Here is a 19,974-nt window from a genome sequence, read left to right as displayed (position 1 = left end):
CACGGCGTGGTGCGGGGTGCGCCTCCGCACGCCCCCGACGCAGTGTGATGCAGCCCAGGGCAACGGAGATCGCCCCGATCTGAAGTACTCCATGGAACACCGGTGCGAGGACCAGACAATGGACCGTTCGGTCCACGCCGGTCGAGATCATCCAACACGACGAAGGCCGGGGTCACGCGATGCATCGCATCCGTCGACCCCGGCCGTCGGCGCGGCGCGGTCGGAGCGCCACGGGTCAGCTGATCAACTGCAGCGTCAACGGGTAGCGGTAGCGCTCACCGTCGGCCGCCCTGACCGCGGCGAGCACCGTCGCCACCAACCAGCCGGCGGCAGCCACGATGGCGGTGGGGACGACCACCAGCAGGCCCAGCCCGACGGTCAGGATCGTCAGCGCGAGCGCCGCTCCGGCGTAGACCAGCAGCGACAGGTTGAAGTTCAGGGCGTCGCGCGCCTGCTCGGCCACCCACGGATCACGGTCGCGGTGCAGCAGCCACACGACCAGCGGTCCGATGAATGACGGCACGCCGGCCAGGCCGATCAGCGCCGAGAGGTGCGCGACGACCGCGAGGTTGCGGCTGTCGGCCGACGGCGTCGGTCCGCCCGTCGTGGGTGGAGGTAGCTGGGGTGCCGCGCCTGTGGCGTCACCGGCCGCGCGGTCGGCCGTGGTGGTGCTCGTCGTATCGTCCTGCGCCGTCGTCGTGTCCGGCGCGTCCGTCTCTGTCTCAGTCATCATGTCGAGCGTGCTCCTCAGGGGATACCGTGATGGTTACGACTCTGACCCGGCGGACGCCCCCGGACCATCAGGGATCCGACGGGTTCGGCCCCTCGGTCCCTGACCCGGACACGGGGTGTCCCCGATGTCCCGACCAGACTGGGAGCAGTGACCGTGGCCGACCTGGTGCCGTGGGTGTTCACCTCTGGCTGGGCCACCGGCGTCAACGCGTACGCCGTCGTGCTGGTCATGGGCCTCCTCGGCCGCCACGCGGGCGTCGACGCGATCCCCGTGGCGCTGCAGCGGACCGAGATCCTGGTCGGCGCGGCCGTCCTCTACGGGCTGGAGTTCGTCGCCGACAAGATCCCATGGCTCGACTCGACATGGGACGCCGTGCACACGGCGATCCGGCCGATCCTCGGCGCGGCGATCGGGCTGCTGCTGGCCGGCGACGCCTCGTCGGTCGAGCAGGCCCTCGCCGCCGCGGCCGGCGGGCTGAGCGCTCTGGCCAGCCACGCCGTCAAGGCGGGGCTGCGCGCAGCGATCAACGCCTCCCCGGAGCCGGCGAGCAACATCGCCGTGAGTGTCGCCGAGGACGTCACGGTCGCCGGGCTCATCACCCTGGCGGTCGCGGCACCGTGGCTGGCTGCGGGTGTCGCGGCGACGCTGCTGCTGGCCGGGCTGGTGCTCGTGGTGGCCGTCGCCTCACGCATCCGCCGGCACCGCGAGCGCCGTCGGCGCCGAGGCGAGGTGCTGACGGGACAGCCGCCGGTCTGACACCCAGCGCACGTAGGTCGGTCACCTCGTGCCGACAGCATCATCGGCGCGGCTGCAGCCCGCGACGCGTGCGGTGGCGCCGCGCGGAGACGACAGGTTGGGTATGGCAACCGTGTACGCCAGCCGCTCGCGACCGGCCAGGAGCCGCTGCGCATGCCGTTTCAGATCGGTGTGGCCGCGCTCGGGAACGCCGGCGACGCCGGCGCGGCGCTGACCAGTGGGCACCTGGCGCTCTACCAGGCCAACGCGGACGGCCGACTAAGCTTCGGGCCGGCCCCATCGGACGCACCCCGCCGGCCGGACCCATCGGCGCACGCCACCGGTCCGTCCCATCGGGCGCACCGCACCGGGCCACGGACGCCGGCGCAGGTCACGGACGCGTCCAGATGGCGATCGGACGGCCGCGGTCCCACTCCCGGGGCGGGTCGGGGTTGCTGCGCAGCTCCGCCCGGTGGTGCGCCCCTGCCGCGGTCCACGCCACGATCGCGGCGTCCAGGACGTCGTCGGGTGCCAGCCGGTCGCCGCCCTCGACGTGGTCGGGCAGCTCCAGCCCCAGCGCGCGCAGGATCGCCAGGCGAGCCATCACGCCGTTCCACGTGCGTTTGCTCGCCAGCGGCCGCACCGCGCGCTGGTGGAAGGCCAGCTCGGGGTGCACCTCGCGCAGCTCGACCCCGCGCTCGACCAGGGCATCGGCTTCGGCGATCTTGTCAACCAGGTTCCACGTCTGCCGCGACAGCCCGACGCCGATCACGCGTCGCGACAGCGCGTTGGCCCCGTCGTGGTCGCGGACGGCGCCGGCTCTGAACGCGTCAACGACCGACCGGCACGGCGCGGGGAACACCGACGAAGCAGTGTGCGCCAGCTGGGCGCGGGCGGCGACGTCGGCGGAACGCCGCGCCCGATCCAGCAGGCCGACAGGGATGTCGATGCCGAACGGGACCGCTCCGACCCGGTCGGCCACGGTCGCAAGGTCCGCCACCCGCCACACGTCGGCGATCTCGTCGCCGACGACCACGACCGCGACCCAGCCGCCGCGGGTGCCGTCCACGCCCACCGCCCGCAGCTGCACTGTCAGACCCGTGCAGGGGCCGGGTTGCCTGCCTCGGCGGCGGCCCGGCGGATGTCGGCGAACCACAGCAGGACGAACCCGAGGGCGAAGAACACGACCAGCGACACGATCGCGATGCGGTAGCTGCCGGTGGCCTGCACCGCCACCCCGAACAGCAGCGCACCGATCCAGCTGGTGCCACGGTCCGAGATCTCGTAGGCGCTGAAGTACTCCGCCTCGGAGCCGTCCGGGATCATGTGGCTGAACAGCGAGCGCGAGAGCGCCTGCGTCCCGCCGAGGACGACCCCGATGGACACCGCCAACGCGTAGAAGGCCATCACCTCACCGGGCGGCAGCACGAACGCTCCGCCGAGGACGGCGATCCAGATCAGCAGGCTGGCCAGCACCACCTTCTTCGCGCCGACCAGGTCCGCCAGCCATCCGAGCAGCAGCGCGCCGAAGACCGCGACGAGCTGCACGATCAGCACCGCCACGACGATGACGTCCTCGGTCAGGTCCAGCTCGAAGGCGGCGAAGACCGCGGACTGTGAGATCACGGTCTGCACTCCGTCGTTGAACATCAGGTACGCGGCGAGGAACAACAGCGTCGCGGGGGCGGCGCGGAGGCGCCGCAGGGTCATGCCAAGCTGGCGGAAGCCACCGCCCGCGACCGGGCGTGGCGGTGCGTCACGCAGGCCCACGAGCGGGACCAGCGTGAAGATCGCCCACCATCCGCCGGCCGACACCAGGCTGATGCGCACCGCGGTGCTGACGTCGAGGCCGAGGGCGCCTGCCTGGGCCTGCTGCAGCAGGACGAGGTTCGCGGCCAGCAGCAGCCCGCCTCCGAGGTAGCCGGTCGCCCAGCCCCTGGACGACACGCGGTCCCGGTCCTCGGTGCTGGCGATGTCGGGCAGCCAGGCGTTGTAGACGACGATCGAGCACGTGAAGCTGACCGAGGTCACCAGGAACAGCAGCCCCCCGAGCAGGTACTCGTCACCACCGACGAGGTACAGCAGCATCGTGCCGATCGCGCCGATGTAGGCCAGCACGCCCAGCAGCAGCCTGCGACGGCCGGTCCGATCGACCAGCGCGCCGACCAGCGGCATCGACACCACCTGCAGCAGCGCCGAGAAGGACACGAGGTAGGGGTAGTAGGCGGCGGCGCGGACGGGGATTCCCAGAGGTCGCACGAACCCGTCGACGGCGGCTGCCTCGGCGAGCGCCGTCAGGTACGGGCCGAGGAACACGGTGAGCACGGTGGTCTGGAACGCCGAGTTGGCCCAGTCGTAGACGTACCAGGCGCGCTGCTGCCGCCGGACGCCCGACCGCACCACATCAGCCGCCATGCCACTGCCCGCGTGCGACCAGCAGATCGCGCAGCACCGTCAGCTCGTCGGTGATGACACCGTCGACGCCGAGGTCGAGCAGGCGCGTCATCGTCGCGCGGTCGTTGACGGTCCACACGTGGACCTGCAGACCGCTGGCGTGCGCGAACGCGATGCAGCGTGGTTCGGCGAACACGAGCGGCCCGTAGCGCACGGGCACCTGCGCACACGCGGGCTCGGTCGGCACGGCCGACAGCGGCAGCACACGCCACGCGGCCAGCCGCAGCCGGAGCGCCTCGCCGGGTCCCATCGAGGTGCAGACCGCATCGCCGAACGCCGCACGCACGCGCCGCAGCCGGTCGGAGGAGAACGATCCGACGCACACGCGGTCGACAGCATCGTGGTCGCGCAGCGCCGAGATCAGTGGGTCGACTGCGCCGTCGCATTTCGGGTCCACGAGGAGCCGGGCGTCGGGGAACGCCTTGAGCACCTCGGAGAAGCGCGGGACCGGCTCACGGCCACCGACCCGCAGCCGGGACAGCTCCGCCCAGGTCAGGTCCCGCAGCCGCCGATCCGTGCCGGCGACCCGCTCGAGGCCGGGATCGTGGAAGGCGACCAGCTCGCCGTCCGCGGTCACCCGGACGTCTGTCTCGAGGTGGCGGTAGCCGAGCTCGACCGCGCGCGCGAAGGACGCGATGGTGTTCTCTGTACCGTCGGCCGAGCCCCCGCGATGCGCGATCGCGAGCGGCAGCGGTGCGTCGAGGAAGGGATGCACGGGCGCAGTATCACAGGTGGCGGCGTCATCTGCCGGTGGTTCCCGGGCCTTGACGTCGGGCGCCGTACGCGGCTTGATGGTGCTGGACGAGAGGGTCGCGATGCCCGACCAGCCGACACCAACGACTCGACGGGTGCTACTGCCCACGTCGCACTCAGACCTGCGGGCAACGTGGCATGGCGAGGCCGACGTCATGGTCCTCACGCTGTGGTCGGGCGACCGGTGCACGGGCAGCGCGCCGCTCGAACCGCACCAGGCCGCCGAGCTGCTGGCCTTCCTCGCGTGGAGCCTGGCGGAGCGGACCGCCGGGACCCCCTGAGCCCGCACGGCTGGGTAGCATCGGCCGACGGACCCGACGGCCGAGGCAGGTGACCATGGCAGCCCCGCGCTACTACGCCGACTACCTCGAGTTGGACAAGTTGCTCGACGCGCAGCGTCCAGTCAGCTCGCTCGACGGCGCACCCGCCCACGACGAGATGCTGTTCATCATCGTCCATCAGGCGTTCGAGCTGTGGTTCAAGCAGATCCTTTGGGAGCTCAACGCGGTCTTGGAGACGATGGCAGCCGACACGGTTCCGACCAGCGAGCTGGGCCGGACGGTGGCGCGCCTGCGCCGCATCGTGTCGATCCAGCCGCTGCTGCGCGGACAGCTCGAGGTGCTCGAGACCATGACCCCGTTGGACTTCCTCGACTTCCGCGACGCGCTTGTGCCCGCGTCGGGGTTCCAGAGCGCGCAGTTCCGGCTGATCGAGAACCGCCTCGGGGTGCCGGCGGAGACCCGGCTACGCATCAAGGGGGCGGTCTACCACTCCCGCCTGACTCCCGAGGACCGCGAGCGCGTCGTCGCGGCCGAGCGCGCTCCGACGCTGCGCGACCACCTCGACCGGTGGCTGGCGCGCACCCCCTTCCTTCGGTTCGGTGACTACGACTTCTGGACCGCGTACCGCGGTGCGGTCGACGCCATGCTCAGCGGAGAGCGGCGGATCATCGTGGACAACCCCAGCCTGGACGACGACGCGCGCGCCGAGCAGCTCACGGCCCACGAGCAGACCGTGGAGGGGTTCACGGCGCTGTTCGACCGCGACCACCACGACGAGCTCGTCGCGCGCGGACAGCGGCACCTGTCCCACGACGCGTTCCTCGCAGCGCTGCTGATCACGCTGTACCGCGACGAGCCGATGTTCCACCTGCCGTTCCAGCTGCTCGTCGCACTGATCGACATCGACGAGGGATTCACCGCGTGGCGCTACCGTCACGCGCTGCTGGTCCGCCGGATGATCGGCGACAAGGTCGGCACCGGCGGGACATCGGGGCACGTGTACCTGCAGAAGGCGGCCGAGCGCCACCGCGCGTTCCCTGATCTGTTCGCCCTCCCGACGTTCTGCATCCCCCGCTCTGCGCTGCCCCGTCTGCCCGCTCACGTCCGCGAGCAGCTGGGTTTCCGCTGGGACGACAGCCAGACATCATGAACGTCGCGGCACTGCGGGTCGGCTTCACGCGGTTCTTCGAGGCCGATCCCGAGCGACTGCACGTCGCCGCACACAGCCACCACCCGTGGCCCGACGTGACCTATGCCGCCCAGCGCGAGGCCTGGCACGACGCCACGCGGCTGGCCGATCACAAGTGGGCGCACATCTTCGACGCGGTGCTGCCCGCAGCGCAGGGCTGGATCGCACGGCGGGTCGGCCTGCCGGATCCGGCGTCCATCGCGATCGCGCCGAACACCCACGAGCTGGTGACGCGGATCATGTCGTGCCTCGACGTGCCGGTGCGCATCCTGACCACCGCCGGTGAGTTCACAAGCTTCGAGCGGCAGGTGCGGCGGTTGACCGAGGACGGCCTGGTCACGGTCCGCCGGGTGCCGGTCCACCCGGCCGACACGATGACTTCGCGACTGGCGGCGGAGGCCGCGACCGGCGCGTACGACCTGCTGTTCCTCAGCCACGTCCTGTACGGCACGGGCCTGGTGGTCGACGTCGCCACGGTCGTGGCGGCGGTCCCCGACGAGCGCCCCTACGTCGTGGTCGACGGCTACCACGGGTTCATGGCGGTCCCCACTGATCTCGGCGCGCTGGCGGACCGGATCTTCTACGTGGCCGGCGGCTACAAGTACGCGATGGCGGGTGAGGGGGTCTGCTTTGCGCACTGCCCGCCGGGCTACGGACCGCGGCCACGGGACACGGGATGGTTCGCAGACTTCTCCTCGCTGGCCGAGGGGTCGTCACGGGTGGCCTACGGCCCGGGCGGCCAGCGGTTCATGGGCGCGACGTTCGACGTGACGCCGCTGTACCGCTTCAACGCCGTGCAACGGTGGCTGGACGACGCCGGCGTCGCCGTCGATGACATCCACGCCCATGTGCGTGGCGTGCAGCGGCGATTCCTCGGGGCACTCGCCGAGCGCGGTCCGACGGTGCTCGGCACCCGGACCCCGGTCGTGGGACCATCCACGGTGGGACGGCATGGCCACCTGCTGGCGTTCGAGGTGCCGCAGGCCGCCGACGTCACCGCCGCGCTGGCCCGCCGCGGCGTGGTCGTCGACCACCGCGGCTCGTGGGTGCGCTTCGGATTCGGCGTGTACCACGACGCCTCGGACGTCGACCGGCTGATCGACCGCCTGTAGGTCCCAGACCGAACAAGCCATGACGGTTGACAGCCGCCGCGGGCGGCGAGAGTAGCGGTCGCAGGCGCCGCCGGACCACGCGGCGGGCACGACGACAGCGACCGAAAGAGACAGCGATGACAACCGTTGCCGTGCTCGGGACCGGGTACATGGGCGCGCCGATGGCGCGCAACCTCGCCGACGCGGGCCATTCCGTGCGTGTGTGGAACCGCTCCCGGGAACGGGCCGAGCAGCTCGCCGACGCCGGCGTGACCGTCGCCGACTCCCCGGCCGGCGCCGTCGACGGCGCGGACATCGTGATCACGATGCTCAGCGACGGCCCGGTGGTGGCCGAGGTGATCGACGCCGCCGCCGAGGGCCTCGGATCCGACGTCGTCTGGCTGCAGATGAGCACCGTCGGCGACGCATGGTCGGCCAGGCTCGCAGCCCGCGCCGCGGACCTGGGGGTCGTCCACGTCGACGCACCGGTGCTCGGCACGAGGAAGCCGGCCGAGGACGGGCAACTGGTCGTGCTCGCAGCCGGGACGGCTGATGTCCGCGATCGCGTGACCCCTGTGTTCGACGCGGTCGGCTCGCGGACGATCTGGCTGGACGAGGTCGGGCAGGCCAGCCGCCTCAAGCTCGTCATCAACGCGTGGATCGCCGCGCTGACCGTCGCGCTCGCCGAGTCGATGGCGCTCGCCGAGCACCTCGGCGTCGATCCGCGGCAGTTCCTCGACGCGATCGACGGTGGCGCCGTCGGCGCGCCGTACGCGCAGATCAAGGGTCCGATGATGATCGCCGGCGAGTACCCCACCAGCTTCCCGGTGCGGCTGGCCCGCAAGGACGTGGGGTTGATCCTGGAGGCGGCGGGCGACGACCTGTCGCTGCGGGTCGCCGAGGCGGTCGCCGCGCAGTTCTCAGCGGCGATCGACGCCGGCGTGGGCGAGGACGACATGGCCGCCGTGCGCCGGGCGATCTGAGCAGGCCAGGCGTGCTGGTCCTGCTCCACGACTACACGTCGCCCGCATCGGCGGTCGCCGTGGCCCGCGTGACACGTCTGATCGCCGAGGGCATGCCCGCGCGGATCGAGGGGACCGAGGTCGTCGGCGTCGAGGCGACACTGCCGGTGACGCTCGACCTCATCGCCGAGCTCGACGCCGTCGCCGCGCAGGCACGCGCCGAGGGCGTCGTGCTGCGGCGGCCCGCCGGGCTGCCACCGACCGCGGCCGCCCACCTGCTCGAGGAGCTCGCACGGGAGCTCGACCGCGCGGACGCGTGGCGGGCACGCTGCTACCGCGCGTTCTGGGCTGACGGTGATGACATCGGCGACCACGCCGTGCTGCGGCGGCTTGCCGGCGACGTCGGGCTGCCCCCCGAGGAGGCCGCACGGCGCATCGGCGACCGCATGGCGCTGCTCGAGATCCGCCAGCGCTTCGCCGCCCATCGCCGCGACGGGGTCGGTGGGGTGCCCACGATCTCCTACGATCGGACGCTCATCCCGGGCCTGCTCGACGAGGCCGACCTACGTGCGCTGGCTGCACTCGGCCCGTCGTCCGCATGATACCGGCACACGCCGAATGAGCGACTACGATCGCCTCAGTGGTTGGCACAGTGCTCGCCGGTCGCTACGAACTGCGGGAGCAACTCGGCCGCGGCGGGATGGCGACGGTGTACGAAGCGCACGACGACCTGCTCGATCGAGCGGTCGCCGTGAAGGTGCTGCGCGTGGACGATCAGGCGACGGCGCGACAGCGCTTCGCTGCCGAGGCGCGGAACGCCGCAAGCCTGACCCACCCCCACGCGGTGGCCGTCTACGACGTGAACACGTCGTTGGAGCAGCCGTTCATCGTCATGGAGCTCGTGCGCGGCGACACCCTCGAGGACGTGCTCGAGCGGAACGGACGGCTTGACACGGACCACGCCGTCGCCGTCGGCAGTCAGGTGCTTGATGCGCTGCACACGGCACACCGGCGGGGCCTGGTCCACCGCGACGTCAAGCCCGCCAACATCCTGCTGCCGGATGGCGTCGTCCCCGGGCGGCCCGACGAGCTGCCGGGTGTCAAGCTGGCTGACTTCGGCATCGCCAAGGCGACGCACGGCGCGACGACCGGGCTGACGATGGCAGGCCAGGTCATCGGCACGCCCAGGTACCTGTCCCCAGAGCAGGTCAAGGGCGAACGGGCGACACCGCGGTCCGACATCTACGCCACCGCGGTCGTCCTCTACGAGATGCTCGCCGGCCGGCCACCGTTCGAGCACGACAGTGCGGTGGGACTCGCACTGGCCCACCGCGAGGACGACCCGCCGCCCCTCGCGGAGCTGCGGCCGGACCTGGGTTCCAAGCTGGTCGCGCTGGTGCACCAGGCCCTGTCGAAGGATCCTGAGCAGCGGCCGGCCGATGCCAAGGAGATGCGCGCGGCGCTGCTGCGTGTGGCGCCGTCGTCTGGCGGCACACACCTGCTGCAGGAACCCGAAGCAGACACACAGTCGGTCGGCGACGCCGATGCACCACCTCCGCCGACGTCGACCCCGCCCACCCCACCCACACCGGTCACTCGTCCGCGCCGAGGCGGGTCACTGCAATGGTTGTGGGCCCTGATCATCAGCGCGCTGCTCACGATGGCCGTGCTGCTCGCGGTGCAGCGCTTCACCGAGGCGCCCGCACCGACCGACGAGCCAACCACCGAGCAGGCGCCGGCCGAACCCGACGCCGGCCAGCAGGCACCGGCCGAACCCGACGCCGGCCAGCCGGCGCCGGCCGAACCCGACGCCGGCCAGCAGGCACCTGCGGGCGCCGGGGAGCAGCAGCAGCCGGAGACCAACGAGCAGCCGGCCGCTCCGGACGAGGCGGCGCCGGCTGCACCGGAGCCAGCGCCGGACGCCGCCCCGGAGCCCGCGGCACCGGAGGAGGACGCCACCGGGTGACCTCCTGCGCATCCGTTCGTGGCGGAGCTCAGCCTGTATCGAGCGCAGCGAGCAGCTCATCCGCGGCGCTGTAGGGATCCAACTCGCGCCGCGCCACCGCCGCCGCCAGCTCGTCGAGACCGCTGGCCCCCGCGACCGCGGACGCGCGCTCGCGGACGGTGCCCAGCGCGAGCTCGCGAACCTGCACCCGTGCCCGTGCGCGTCTGCGTTCCTGCAACCGGTCGTCGATGACCATCGCGTCGTGGTGGGCGTCAATCGTCGTGCGCAGCTCCCCGATCCCCTGATCAGTGCTCGCACTCGTCGACACGATCGGCGTGTCGAGACCGTCGGCGTCACCGAGAGCCTGCAGTTCGCGCAGCTCGCGCACGGTGCGGGCAGCGTCGGGCCGGTCGGCCTTGTTGACGCAGAAGACGTCGGCGACCTCGAGGATGCCCGCCTTTGCGGCCTGGATCGCGTCGCCCATGCCGGGCGCCACGACCACGACCGTCGTGTCAGCCAGCGCAGCGACCTCGACCTCCGCCTGCCCGACTCCGACCGTCTCGACCACGATCCGGTCATAGCCTGCCGCATCGAGCGCCAGCAGCGCCTGCGGCGTCGTCCAGCTCAGCCCACCGAGCTGTCCGCGGCTGGCCATCGAGCGGACGAACACACCCTCGTCGAGCACGTGGTCCTGCATACGCACGCGGTCGCCGAGCAACGCGCCACCCGAGAATGGTGAGCTGGGATCGACTGCGAGCACGGCCACGGTGGTGCCCTGCGACCGCCACGAGGCGATCAGCGCGTTGACAAGCGTCGACTTGCCGGCGCCGGGCGCCCCGGTGATCCCGACGAGCGCACCTCGACCGGTGTGGGGATGCAGGCGCCGGACGACCGCGCGCACCACGTCGGCCGCCCCGTCCTCGATACGCGTCAGCACCCGCGCGAGCGCCCGGCGATCACCGGCGAGGAGTCCGTCGACCAGGGCATCGGCCGCGGGGACGCGGCCGACGGCCCCGCCGTCCGGTGCCTCCAGACGGTCTGCGGTTCCGCTTCGAGACGCCATCTGTGCGAGGAGCCTAGTCGGTGGGCTCAGGAGACCTCGACGATCAGCGCGTCGCCCTGCCCGCCTCCCCCACACAGGCTGGCCACTCCACGCCCACCTCCACGGCGGCGCAGCTCGAGCAGCGTGGTACCCACCAGCCGCGCTCCTGTGCAGCCGATCGGGTGGCCGAGCGCAACCGCGCCGCCACTGGGGTTCACCCTGTCCTCGTCGACGCCGAGCAGATCCGTCGAGCAGATCGCAACCGCGGCGAACGCCTCGTTGATCTCGTAGACGTCGAATCCGTCGGGCGGCAGATCCACCTTCGCGGCCGCACGGCGCACGGCCGCCGCAGGCTGATGGTGCAGCGACGGATCCGGGCCGGCCACCGTACCGTAGGCGACGATGCGCCCCAGCGGCTCGATGCCGAGCTCGGGGGCCCGGGCCGCGCTCATCAGCACCAGCGCCGCCGCGCCGTCGGAGAACTGACTGGCGTTGCCTGCCGTGATCGTGCCGTCGGAGCTGAACGCGGGGCGGAGGTGCGACAGCGACTCTGCCGTCGTGTCGGCGCGGACTCCCTCGTCCGCGTCGACCTGCACCGGGTCACCACGGCGCTGCGGCACCTCGACGGGGACGACCTCCTCCCCGAAGCGGCCGTTCTTCCACGCGTCTGCGGCTCGTTCGTGCGACCGCGCGGCCCAGGCGTCCTGCCGCACACGATCGATGCCGTACCGCTCGTTCGACCGGTCGCTGCCGGCCCCCATGTGCGCATCGTCGAACGCGCACCACAGGCCGTCGTGGACGGTCGCGTCGACGGTCTCCGCGTCCCCCATGCGGTAGCCTCCACGCGCCCTGGATAGCAGATAGGGGCCGTTGCTCATCGACTCCATCCCACCCGCGACGACGACGTCGGCCTCACCCAGCTGGATCTGCTGCGCCGCAAGCGCGACGGCGCTCGTGCCGGACAGGCAGACCTTGTTGATGGTGGTCGCGGGGACGTCCATGCCGATGTGCGCGTGACGCGCGGCCTGCCGGGCCGTGATCTGGCCCTGGCCAGCCTGGATCACGTGGCCCATGAACACCTGGTCGACCCGCCCCACAGCTACGCCCGCACGCTCGAGGGCGGCCGCGACGGCGGCGCCGCCGAGCTGCATGGCGGTCAGTGGCGCAAGTCCGGCCTGGAACCTGCCGATGGGTGTCCGTGCGTAGCCGACGATTACGGCATCGTCCATGGGTGCCTCCCCTCTGGGTCACGATCGAGCGTGCCCGCCGACGACTCCCGCCATGCCGCCGGCCGGGCGGAAGCACGACCGGATCAGCGGTTGGCCGCCCCGGGCGACCCGGCTCGTTGCCGATCTCACGCAGAGAGGGCTACGTCGTCCGCGGACCGACAGCTGCGCGGTCTCGCGGGTCGGTCGTAGTCCTGAGGACCAGGAACCTCACGAAGCCGCTGATGAGAGCTGAGGAACACCCGGAGGAACACCCCACGCTGCCGACGGCGGAGGGAGTGCACGCGCGCTGTCGCTGCGGGCGTCCCCCACACCGGCCCTTGGCCCAAGGTGCACCGCACCCCGCGCCGTCCCGGTCGGAGGGTCACCGCTAGCGTGGGCGCGGGCGGCACACGGCGGTTGGAGGACGGCACATGCCACTGGAGCGGATCGACCACGTTGGCTACGCCGTCGAGGACCTCGAGGACGCGATCGCGTACCACCGCGATCTGTATGGGCTCACCGTCGTCCACCGTGAGCGCATGGAGTCCGACGGGGTCGCCGAGGCATTGCTGGCGATCGGCGAGAGCTACATCCAGCTGCTCGAGCCGCTGTCCGACGCGTCGCCCGTGGCACGGTTCATGGAGCGCAACGGCGGTCCCGGCATCCACCACGTCGGCTACGGCGTCCGCGACGTGGCGCGGACGCTCGACGAGCTGCACGGACACGGGATCCGCCTCGTCGACGACCATCCGCGACGTGGCTCGCGTGGATGCACCATCGCCTTCGTACACCCCGCGTCGGCAATGGGCGTACTGGTCGAACTGGTCGAGGATCCCACGCTGCGGTGATGCGCCGCTACACTGACCGGGTGAGCCTTTTCGACCGCTTCCGGCGTCGCGGCAAGAAGCCCGCGAGCGGTGGTCCAACCGCGAAGACGCTGGGCGAGCTCGAGGAGTTCATGTCCAGCCGGTCGGGGGTCGAGGCGTTCGCGGAGCCGCCCACCTCGATCTACGCCATGACCATGGTCGTGGTCGCGGCCGACGGTGAGTACCTGCGTCGGCCGGTCAAGGACGACAGGCAAGCCAGGTCGCTGACGCGCAAGCACGGCGTCCCGCTCTATGACGCCCGGATCGTGGGTTACCCGCGGCGGATGCGCGAATACGACCGCGGGGTCCGGTCACCGGGGATCAGCCTCGACGAGCTGCCTCCGCTCGAGACCATCGACGAGCACGAGGACTGACACCGGCCGGCGGATCAGCCACCGTCGACGGGCTGCTCGTCGACGGTGGAGATCGCGGCGTCGTAACGCAGGACGTGGCGGTCGCCGGGCAGCAGGGCACTCACGGTCAGCACCGGCGCGTCCCCGCGGTCGAACGCGGTCCGCTGCACCGTCAGCACCGGCACCCCGGTTGCGATCTGCAGCTCCTGCGCCTCGGCGGGCGAGGGCATCCGCACACCGATCTCGTCGGCAATCCGCCGGATCGGGTGCCCGAGGTCGGCGAGCAGGCCGACGACGCCGGCCCGCAGTGGCCCGGGCATGCCCAACGGGCTGTCGGCTACGAGATCGGCCGGCAGGAAGCTCTCGCTGCTCAGGTCCGGACCGGCGTCGCGGAACCGCAGGCGGTGACGGATGACGACACTGTCACCTGCCTCGAGGCCGAGGCGGTCAGCGATGAAGGGCGGGGCCGGCCGCGTCGACACGCTGACCTCGACCCGAGCACCGTCGGTCGCCTCGCTCAGGTCGCTGTCGAGGGGGTCGCCGTCGCCACGCGCGATGTGCCGCTGCAGTGCGGCGGAGCCACGCGGACGTCGTCGGACGGCCACGTCGGCCACGAACGACCCGCGTCCCTGACCGGTCACGACCAGGCCCTCGGTCCGCAGCACCCCGAGCGCCAGCCGGATCGTGTTGCGCGACACGCCGTAGCGATCCATCAGCCTGGCCTCCGTCGGCAGCTGGCGCCCCGGTGCCAGCTGCCGCTCCTGGATCTGCACGCGCAACTCGTCGGCGACCTGCCGGTACAGGGGCCGGCTGGTCCGCTCGTCCAGTGACATCACCGGCACCTCCACCGGCGTCCATGATGCGCCGACGCACCACCCGACTTGACGGGAACTGGGCTCTCAGCCAAGATGACACCTGTATGGGACAACTGGTATAGGTATCACAACAGGCAACGGCCTGCTCACGCAGAACGCAGCGTAGAGCAGTCTCGCACAAACCGACAGCCCGTGGTCGTGCGAAGTGCTCAGTCTCTTGGATGCTACGCGGGCACGAGGGAGGAGCTGCCGCCATGGCCGAACGAGAGGAGCGGTCAGGCCGTGCCTCGTCGCCCTACTCACGTACAGGGTTGTTCCCATGGGGCAGTACGTACGACGTACCGGCGCGCCGAGACGGGCAGCGAGCCGTCAGCCACACGCCCTGCCACCTGCGGGCCGTTGTCATCCCGCAGGGTGCCGCCGACGGCCGCGCCCAGGTCAGGTGCCCGGCCTGCGGGCGCGCCTGGACCGTGCAGCTCACCTGGGGCGACAGGCCCCAGGCGACGTGGATCGCCTGAGACGTCAGTCGAGGGTGACGGCCTCGACGAAGACCGTCTCCATCGGTGACTCACCACGGAGGGGGACGTCGGCGATCGCGTCGACGACGTCCATGCCCGCGGTCACACGACCGAACACCGAGTACTGCGGCGGCAGCCCGACGTCGTCGAGGCAGATGAAGAACTGGCTGCCGTTGGTGTCCGGACCGGCGTTGGCCATCGCGACCGTGCCACGCGCGTAGCCGTGCTCCCGGGCGAGCGCGAGCTCGTCGGCGAACCGGTAGCCGGGACCGCCGGTCCCCGTCCCGGTCGGGTCGCCCATCTGGATCACGAAGCCCGGCACCACGCGGTGGACCATGGTGGCGTCGTAGAACTGCTTCCCCGCGAGGAAGGCGAAGTTGTTCGCGGTGACCGGCGCGCCGTCGCCGTACAGCTCGATCTCGATGTCACCACACGATGTGGTGATCCGGGCGGTGGGTCGTCCCGCGTCGAGCACCTGTTCGGCGGCGGTGAACTGTGGCTTGCGGTCGCCGTAGCCTTCGGGGACCTGACCGTCGCAGGCAACGTCCATGACAACATCAACTCCTCGTCGTGATCAGCCCGCAGGACGGGCCGCATGTTCAGCGCTCGCCATCCGGCGCCTCGGAACGGCCGCCGGCGTCGGCGTCGTCCGCCTCGGACGCCGCATCCCCGCCACCCGAGGGGCCCTCGACGATCTCGACGCTCTCGATGTAGACCACCTCGCCTGGTGTCTCACCGGACGGCCCGATGGTCTCGATGGCACCGATCTCCTCGAGCACGTCGAGGCCGTCGGTGACCGTGGCGAACCGTGTGTAGCTCGGCTCGAGGGCGAACTGGTCGTTGTAGACGAAGAAGAACTGGCTCCCACTGGTGTCCGGACCGGCGTTCGCCATCGCGACGGCTCCCGGTGGATAACCCTCGGACTCGGCGAGATCCAGCTCGTCGGGCAGCGTGTAACCGATCTGCCAGCTCGCCTCGTTGGTCCCCGACCCGGTCTGCAGTGCGCCGATGGATGTGGCGTTGCGGAAGATCTCCAGGCCGTCGAAGAACCCCTGCTGCGAGAGGAACACGAAGCTGTTGACCGTCTCGGGCGCGCGGTCCTCGGCGAGATCGATGGTCACCTCGCCACACGACGTGATGATAACGGCGCCGTAGTCGGTGCCCTCCTCGAGCACCTGCTCCGGTTCGTCGAACGTCTGGCGCTCAGGATCGGCCGCGGCGGGTGCCTCGGCACCACACGCCACTTGACGGCTTGCCACCTCCTCGGCGGCCTCGCTGGCCTGCTGGGCCGCTTCGCTTGCGGCCTGCGCCGCCTGCCGCTCCTGCTCGGCGGCGGCCTGCTGCTCTTCGAAGATCGTGAACGCGATCAGTCCGCCGCCGACCAGCAGGACGGCGGCGACGATGCCCGCGGTCACCAGCGCACGCCGCCGTTCGGCGCGCTTGGCCGCCTCGCGCGCGGCCTGCTTGGCGGCCTTCAGCTCTCGTCTGGTCTGTTTGCGTTCGACGTTGGGCACAACGACTCTCACTGTCTGCGTCTTCGTGTCAGATGTGGGTGGGCAACCTCGCGGCGGCCTGCGTCGGATGTCCGCGAACGTCGGAACCCGGCGGCACGCGCCGCCGGTGGACGAAGCAGGTCAGCGGGCCGCGCCGTCGCTGCGGCGGACCTCCATGCGCCAGCAATGGTGGTGCCAGTGGCGCCGCAGGTCGCTGTCACCTACCGGCCATACGACCACGTGGTCCTCGCCCTCGGCGACCACGTTGCCACAGTCGGGGCAGGCGTACTCCTTGGCGGCGCTGGCACCGTCGATCCGTCGGACCTCGTAACCCGGCAGCTCCAAGTCGTCATCATACCGGGACGCGGTGACGAGGTCGCTCACGTCACGCAGCGCGCTCGGGTTCTGCCATGGCCGGGTCGCACGCTTCCTACGGCTGCCTTTGCTCACGCCGTGTCCTTCCAAGTCGTCATGCCGGCGGCGCTGAACAGCAGCGCCAGCCCGTCGTCGGTACCCCGCCAGAGATCCTCCACGACCCCCCGGCCGGCCCCACGGAGTAGACGTCGCAACCCGAGGACGGCGATCGAGAGGTCGTCGACCTGACCGACGATCGGGATGACGTCAGGGATCAGGTCGACGGGGCTGAGCACATACGCGACGACGGCCGCCAGCACCCACTTGTCACGCCGCGGCACGCGCGCATCGAACGCACAGTCCTTGAACAGCAGCAGGAGGTCCCTGACGAACACGATGGCGGTCACGGGATCCCCGAGCACCCGGTCGGCGGCACGTTGGTCCACCCCGGGGATCGTCGGGCCCGGTCGCGCCATCGCATCGCCCCTCAGTGTGGAACTGGCACCGTGAACGGTCGCGGGGCCGCCGCATCCGCGTCGCACGGATGGCGGTCGACCACTCCGCCGGACCGTGATCCGAACGGAGCCTGGTCCCCCGTCAGTCGGGTGCGACCAGGCTCCGCCAGCATAGACGTCCGGCGCCGCCCATCCACCGCTGTCGCAGAACCATGCACCCGGTGCCCCTCACGCTCCACAGCTCAGGCGGTCGGTGGCTCCAGGTAGTAGCCGACTCAGGGCGCTCCTAGCGCTGCCAGCCGACCGGCCGGGCGCGTGGGAAGCCGAGCCCGTCGAGCGGCTCGAGGAGCTGCTACGCGACGTTCCGGCCGTCCTCGACGGGGCCGACCGGTGAACGCGGAACGTCTCGCATACCTCGTGTCGCGGTCGCTGACCGCCGAGCACGACGTCGCGTCGGTGTCCCGAGCGCACACCGTCTACAAGGACCGCATCGCCCTGTCGGTGGTCGACACTGACGGCGACCGGTGGCGTATCCACATTCTGCGTGAACCTTGGTCGGCGCCGGCATGACCCTGGCGTTCGCTGGGTAGATGAACAGTAGAGCCCCTCGCACCACTCGCGGAGCGGGGGGTTCGGCCATCTACGAACATACATTCGAGGCATCGCGGGCATTCTGTCGGAGCGATGCCACTACAGCCACGCCGCGACGGGTGCGCCGTGAGCGGCCGCGGCAGCGGGAACTGCCAGCAGCCACCCACGCTGCGAGCGGTGTGGCGGTTCGAGCCGCCCGAAGGCCCCAAGCGGATCCTGCTCTGCGACCAGCATGCGGTCGAGCTCGCCGGCCATGAGCGGTTGAGCGGGTCGTCCAGTTCTATGACGCCACGGTCGAGGACTGACCTACCCCTGTGATGCGCTACGGGTGGTCGTCGCCTGCGTCAACTGTCGCCCGTCGTCGGTCAACCGCTCCAACTTGGCCACCGCGGCCAGCACCTCCGGTGACGGCTCGAACCACTCCGACGCCTCGTACCTCCAGTCGTTGAGCCGTCGGTGCATCATGTTCTCGCGACGCTCACCACCGGGGCCCCAGCCGAGCAACCTGACGGTCTCGGTCCGGCCGACCTGTTCGTCCTGGACTTGAGCCAAGCGAAGTTCGGGCGCCGTGGAGGAGCCGATCTTGATCGTGCGGCACTCGCCGTTGCGCTTATCGAACGCGCCCATCGCGTAGACGAAGACTTCGCGGCCCGCCGCGTTGTCGACGCTCTTCCATCTGGATCCGCTGCGTCGCGTCGGCGGCCGGCGCGGCCGCGTCATAGCCTCCGACTCAGCCGCCCGTCGCGATCTGCCACGCCGCCATCCAGCGACCGCCAGCACCGCAACGGCGAGCACGCCGAACACCAACACGGCGCCGATCGCCAGGTCAGCGACGCGCGCGCCGGTCGCCGACTGGGAGACCCAGACGGCCACGAGCACGACCACGGTCAACGCTACGACCTGGAGGGGCAGATTGTGGCGATTCCGGTAGCCGTTCCACCACCTCGTCAAGCCCGTTACTACGTAGTAGACGACGACGCCGGTGATGACGAGGACGACCAGTTCCACGGGCCCGTATCACCTCGGTTCGTGAACAGCGTTCAGTGTCGGCTCCAATCTCATCAGAAGCGCGTGAACGCGACAAGGGGCAGAGCGCCGCCGTCACACTTGACGCCAGTCGAACGTACGTTCTAGCCTCGTCGTATGCCGAGCCTGCGACCACTCCCGGACGCCTGCGCGATCCTCACCGACTACAACATGGGCAAGGGTGGCGGCAACTGCCCTCGGCCGGCGACGGTCCGCGCCGTGTGGCGGTTCGACAAGCCCGGCCCGCGGCGGATCCAGCTGTGCGACCAGCACGCGGCCGCCGGTCACGAACGGCTCACACTCGGTGCGTCACTCACTCGTGATAACGGCGGCGATCTCGGCATGCGAGATAGTCCGACGCGCTGAGGCGGGCGTGCCATGTAGCAGAGCTTGTCGTTTCACGGGTGCCCTGGCGTGGAAGAAAGGTGCGTCCGAACTGTGCCTCGCGAACGAAGAAGCGAGTGTGCAGTTCCCTACCGACTCGAAAGGAACCCAGTCATGACCCGACGGATGTTGACCGTCTTTGCTTCGGCGCTGCTCGGACTGACGCTCCTGGCGGGGCCTGCTGCCGCGCAGCCGCGGTTCGGCGGTCCGGCGGACGGCGCGTGTGTCTCGCAGGGCGTGCAAAGCCTGCGTGGGAGTATCGGAGGAGTGGCCAGCACGAGCCCACCCGGCACCATCGCCGAGGTGATCCACTTCCACCTGACCGGAGAGGCTTGCGGCCGCTAGCCGTTCGAACCACCAACGTCGGGCCGGGCCACCGTGGCCCGGCCTGCCCATTCTCGACGCCGGCGTGGGCACGCCTCTTGCCGGCGCCGTCGGGAGGTCCATCGCGGCGTTGACCCGGTCAGTTACCTTTGCCGGCTCTACCGCTTTGCGGGGAGCGCGCTTCCGTAGTCTCGCGGCGGGTTGATCTTGCCATGTGACGCCGCCGCAATGCAGCAGCAACCGTAGCCGGTAGTTGCGTAAGTTGCGGAAGCCATGCCCGACGCGTTGGATCTTCTTCATCAGTCCATTGATCGCTTCGGTCTTGGCGTTCGACAGCCCATCGGTCGCGTAGTACGCGAGCACGGCGGTCTCCCACCGCCGGATCGTGCGGGCCAGCCGGTC

At 70.9% G+C, this 19,974-nt stretch carries 23 protein-coding genes; 10 read left to right on the top strand and 13 right to left on the bottom strand.

What is annotated here, in order from left to right; all coding sequences use genetic code 11:
- Positions 1-235: 235 nt before the first annotated feature.
- Positions 236-733 (bottom strand): DUF4870 domain-containing protein, encoded by a 498-nt coding sequence (locus tag VK923_09975; protein HSJ44996.1) that lies wholly within the window; start codon positions 731-733, stop codon positions 236-238.
- 153 nt (positions 734-886) lie between these two features.
- Between VK923_09975 and VK923_09970 the strand changes: the two genes are divergently transcribed.
- A complete protein-coding gene (locus VK923_09970; GenBank protein ID HSJ44995.1) occupies positions 887-1,489 on the top strand; it encodes a DUF4126 domain-containing protein in 603 nt (200 codons plus the stop codon).
- Positions 1,490-1,859: 370 nt separating this feature from the next.
- On the opposite strand, the gene VK923_09965 is transcribed toward VK923_09970, so the two are convergent.
- Genes VK923_09965 through VK923_09955 form a run of 3 tightly spaced genes read right to left on the bottom strand, consistent with a single transcriptional unit; the run spans position 1,860 to position 4,784 of the window.
- Complete coding sequence (locus VK923_09965; GenBank protein HSJ44994.1) at positions 1,860-2,558, bottom strand: DUF429 domain-containing protein; 699 nt, start codon at positions 2,556-2,558, stop codon at positions 1,860-1,862.
- 2 nt (positions 2,559-2,560) lie between these two features.
- Positions 2,561-3,883 (bottom strand): MFS transporter, encoded by a 1,323-nt coding sequence (locus tag VK923_09960; protein ID HSJ44993.1) that lies wholly within the window; start codon positions 3,881-3,883, stop codon positions 2,561-2,563.
- A complete protein-coding gene (locus tag VK923_09955) occupies positions 3,873-4,784 on the bottom strand; it encodes a glycerophosphodiester phosphodiesterase (protein HSJ44992.1) in 912 nt (303 codons plus the stop codon). The genes VK923_09960 and VK923_09955 overlap by 11 nt, the downstream gene beginning before the upstream one ends.
- Here VK923_09955 and VK923_09950 point away from each other — a divergent pair.
- From VK923_09950 to VK923_09925, 6 genes are read left to right on the top strand one after another with little or no spacing between them, the layout of a single operon-like run.
- Positions 4,771-4,956 (top strand): hypothetical protein, encoded by a 186-nt coding sequence (locus VK923_09950; GenBank protein ID HSJ44991.1) that lies wholly within the window; start codon positions 4,771-4,773, stop codon positions 4,954-4,956. The genes VK923_09955 and VK923_09950 overlap by 14 nt on opposite strands.
- Before the next feature lie 55 nt (positions 4,957-5,011).
- Positions 5,012-6,106 (top strand): tryptophan 2,3-dioxygenase family protein, encoded by a 1,095-nt coding sequence (locus VK923_09945; GenBank protein ID HSJ44990.1) that lies wholly within the window; start codon positions 5,012-5,014, stop codon positions 6,104-6,106.
- Positions 6,103-7,257, top strand: a complete 1,155-nt coding sequence (locus VK923_09940) for an aminotransferase class V-fold PLP-dependent enzyme (GenBank protein HSJ44989.1) — start codon at positions 6,103-6,105, stop codon at positions 7,255-7,257. The genes VK923_09945 and VK923_09940 overlap by 4 nt, the downstream gene beginning before the upstream one ends.
- Positions 7,258-7,283: 26 nt before the next feature.
- Positions 7,284-8,219 carry an NAD(P)-dependent oxidoreductase gene (locus tag VK923_09935; GenBank protein ID HSJ44988.1) on the top strand — a complete coding sequence of 312 codons (936 nt, stop codon included), beginning with the start codon at positions 7,284-7,286 and terminating at the stop codon, positions 8,217-8,219.
- Positions 8,220-8,230: 11 nt separating this feature from the next.
- Positions 8,231-8,800 carry a DsbA family protein gene (locus tag VK923_09930; GenBank protein HSJ44987.1) on the top strand — a complete coding sequence of 190 codons (570 nt, stop codon included), beginning with the start codon at positions 8,231-8,233 and terminating at the stop codon, positions 8,798-8,800.
- A gap of 38 nt (positions 8,801-8,838) precedes the next feature.
- Positions 8,839-10,164 carry a protein kinase gene (locus VK923_09925; GenBank protein HSJ44986.1) on the top strand — a complete coding sequence of 442 codons (1,326 nt, stop codon included), beginning with the start codon at positions 8,839-8,841 and terminating at the stop codon, positions 10,162-10,164.
- 28 nt (positions 10,165-10,192) lie between these two features.
- Here VK923_09925 and meaB read toward each other — a convergent pair whose 3' ends face one another.
- Together meaB and VK923_09915 are read right to left on the bottom strand one after the other, a co-directional pair.
- Positions 10,193-11,206 carry a methylmalonyl Co-A mutase-associated GTPase MeaB gene (meaB, locus tag VK923_09920; protein ID HSJ44985.1) on the bottom strand — a complete coding sequence of 338 codons (1,014 nt, stop codon included), beginning with the start codon at positions 11,204-11,206 and terminating at the stop codon, positions 10,193-10,195.
- 26 nt (positions 11,207-11,232) lie between these two features.
- Complete coding sequence (locus tag VK923_09915) at positions 11,233-12,414, bottom strand: acetyl-CoA C-acetyltransferase (GenBank protein ID HSJ44984.1); 1,182 nt, start codon at positions 12,412-12,414, stop codon at positions 11,233-11,235.
- Between the two features lie 410 nt (positions 12,415-12,824).
- Between VK923_09915 and mce the strand changes: the two genes are divergently transcribed.
- Entirely contained in the window at positions 12,825-13,241 is a 417-nt protein-coding gene (gene mce, locus VK923_09910) for a methylmalonyl-CoA epimerase (protein HSJ44983.1), read from the top strand.
- Positions 13,241-13,633, top strand: a complete 393-nt coding sequence (locus VK923_09905) for a hypothetical protein (protein HSJ44982.1) — start codon at positions 13,241-13,243, stop codon at positions 13,631-13,633. The genes mce and VK923_09905 overlap by 1 nt, the downstream gene beginning before the upstream one ends.
- A 14-nt stretch (positions 13,634-13,647) precedes the next feature.
- On the opposite strand, the gene VK923_09900 is transcribed toward VK923_09905, so the two are convergent.
- The 5 genes from VK923_09900 to VK923_09880 form a co-directional block, all read right to left on the bottom strand.
- Positions 13,648-14,445, bottom strand: coding sequence for a GntR family transcriptional regulator (locus VK923_09900; GenBank protein HSJ44981.1), 798 nt, complete (start codon positions 14,443-14,445; stop codon positions 13,648-13,650).
- 504 nt (positions 14,446-14,949) lie between these two features.
- Positions 14,950-15,495 carry a peptidylprolyl isomerase gene (locus VK923_09895; protein HSJ44980.1) on the bottom strand — a complete coding sequence of 182 codons (546 nt, stop codon included), beginning with the start codon at positions 15,493-15,495 and terminating at the stop codon, positions 14,950-14,952.
- 49 nt (positions 15,496-15,544) lie between these two features.
- Positions 15,545-16,471: a peptidylprolyl isomerase gene (locus VK923_09890; protein HSJ44979.1), complete on the bottom strand. Its 927-nt coding sequence runs from the start codon at positions 16,469-16,471 to the stop codon at positions 15,545-15,547.
- A gap of 108 nt (positions 16,472-16,579) precedes the next feature.
- Entirely contained in the window at positions 16,580-16,888 is a 309-nt protein-coding gene (locus VK923_09885; GenBank protein ID HSJ44978.1) for a hypothetical protein, read from the bottom strand.
- A complete protein-coding gene (locus VK923_09880; GenBank protein ID HSJ44977.1) occupies positions 16,885-17,238 on the bottom strand; it encodes a DUF1232 domain-containing protein in 354 nt (117 codons plus the stop codon). The genes VK923_09885 and VK923_09880 overlap by 4 nt, the downstream gene beginning before the upstream one ends.
- A gap of 399 nt (positions 17,239-17,637) precedes the next feature.
- Here VK923_09880 and VK923_09875 point away from each other — a divergent pair, with 399 nt between their 5' ends.
- The gene (locus VK923_09875) at positions 17,638-17,817 is read left to right on the top strand and encodes a hypothetical protein (protein HSJ44976.1); all 180 of its coding nucleotides are present in this window, start codon (positions 17,638-17,640) and stop codon (positions 17,815-17,817) included.
- Between the two features lie 327 nt (positions 17,818-18,144).
- Here the strand turns inward: VK923_09875 and VK923_09870 are convergent, their stop codons facing one another.
- Together VK923_09870 and VK923_09865 are read right to left on the bottom strand one after the other, a co-directional pair.
- Positions 18,145-18,846, bottom strand: a complete 702-nt coding sequence (locus VK923_09870; protein ID HSJ44975.1) for a GIY-YIG nuclease family protein — start codon at positions 18,844-18,846, stop codon at positions 18,145-18,147.
- 327 nt (positions 18,847-19,173) lie between these two features.
- Positions 19,174-19,974, bottom strand: an 801-nt coding sequence (locus VK923_09865) for a transposase (protein ID HSJ44974.1), incomplete at its 5' end; no start/stop codon positions are given.

The sequence above is a fragment of the Euzebyales bacterium genome (assembly GCA_035461305.1).
In the GTDB taxonomy this organism is placed as follows: Bacteria; Actinomycetota; Nitriliruptoria; order Euzebyales; family JAHELV01; genus JAHELV01.
This window is presented reverse-complemented; position numbering and strand designations above follow the sequence as displayed.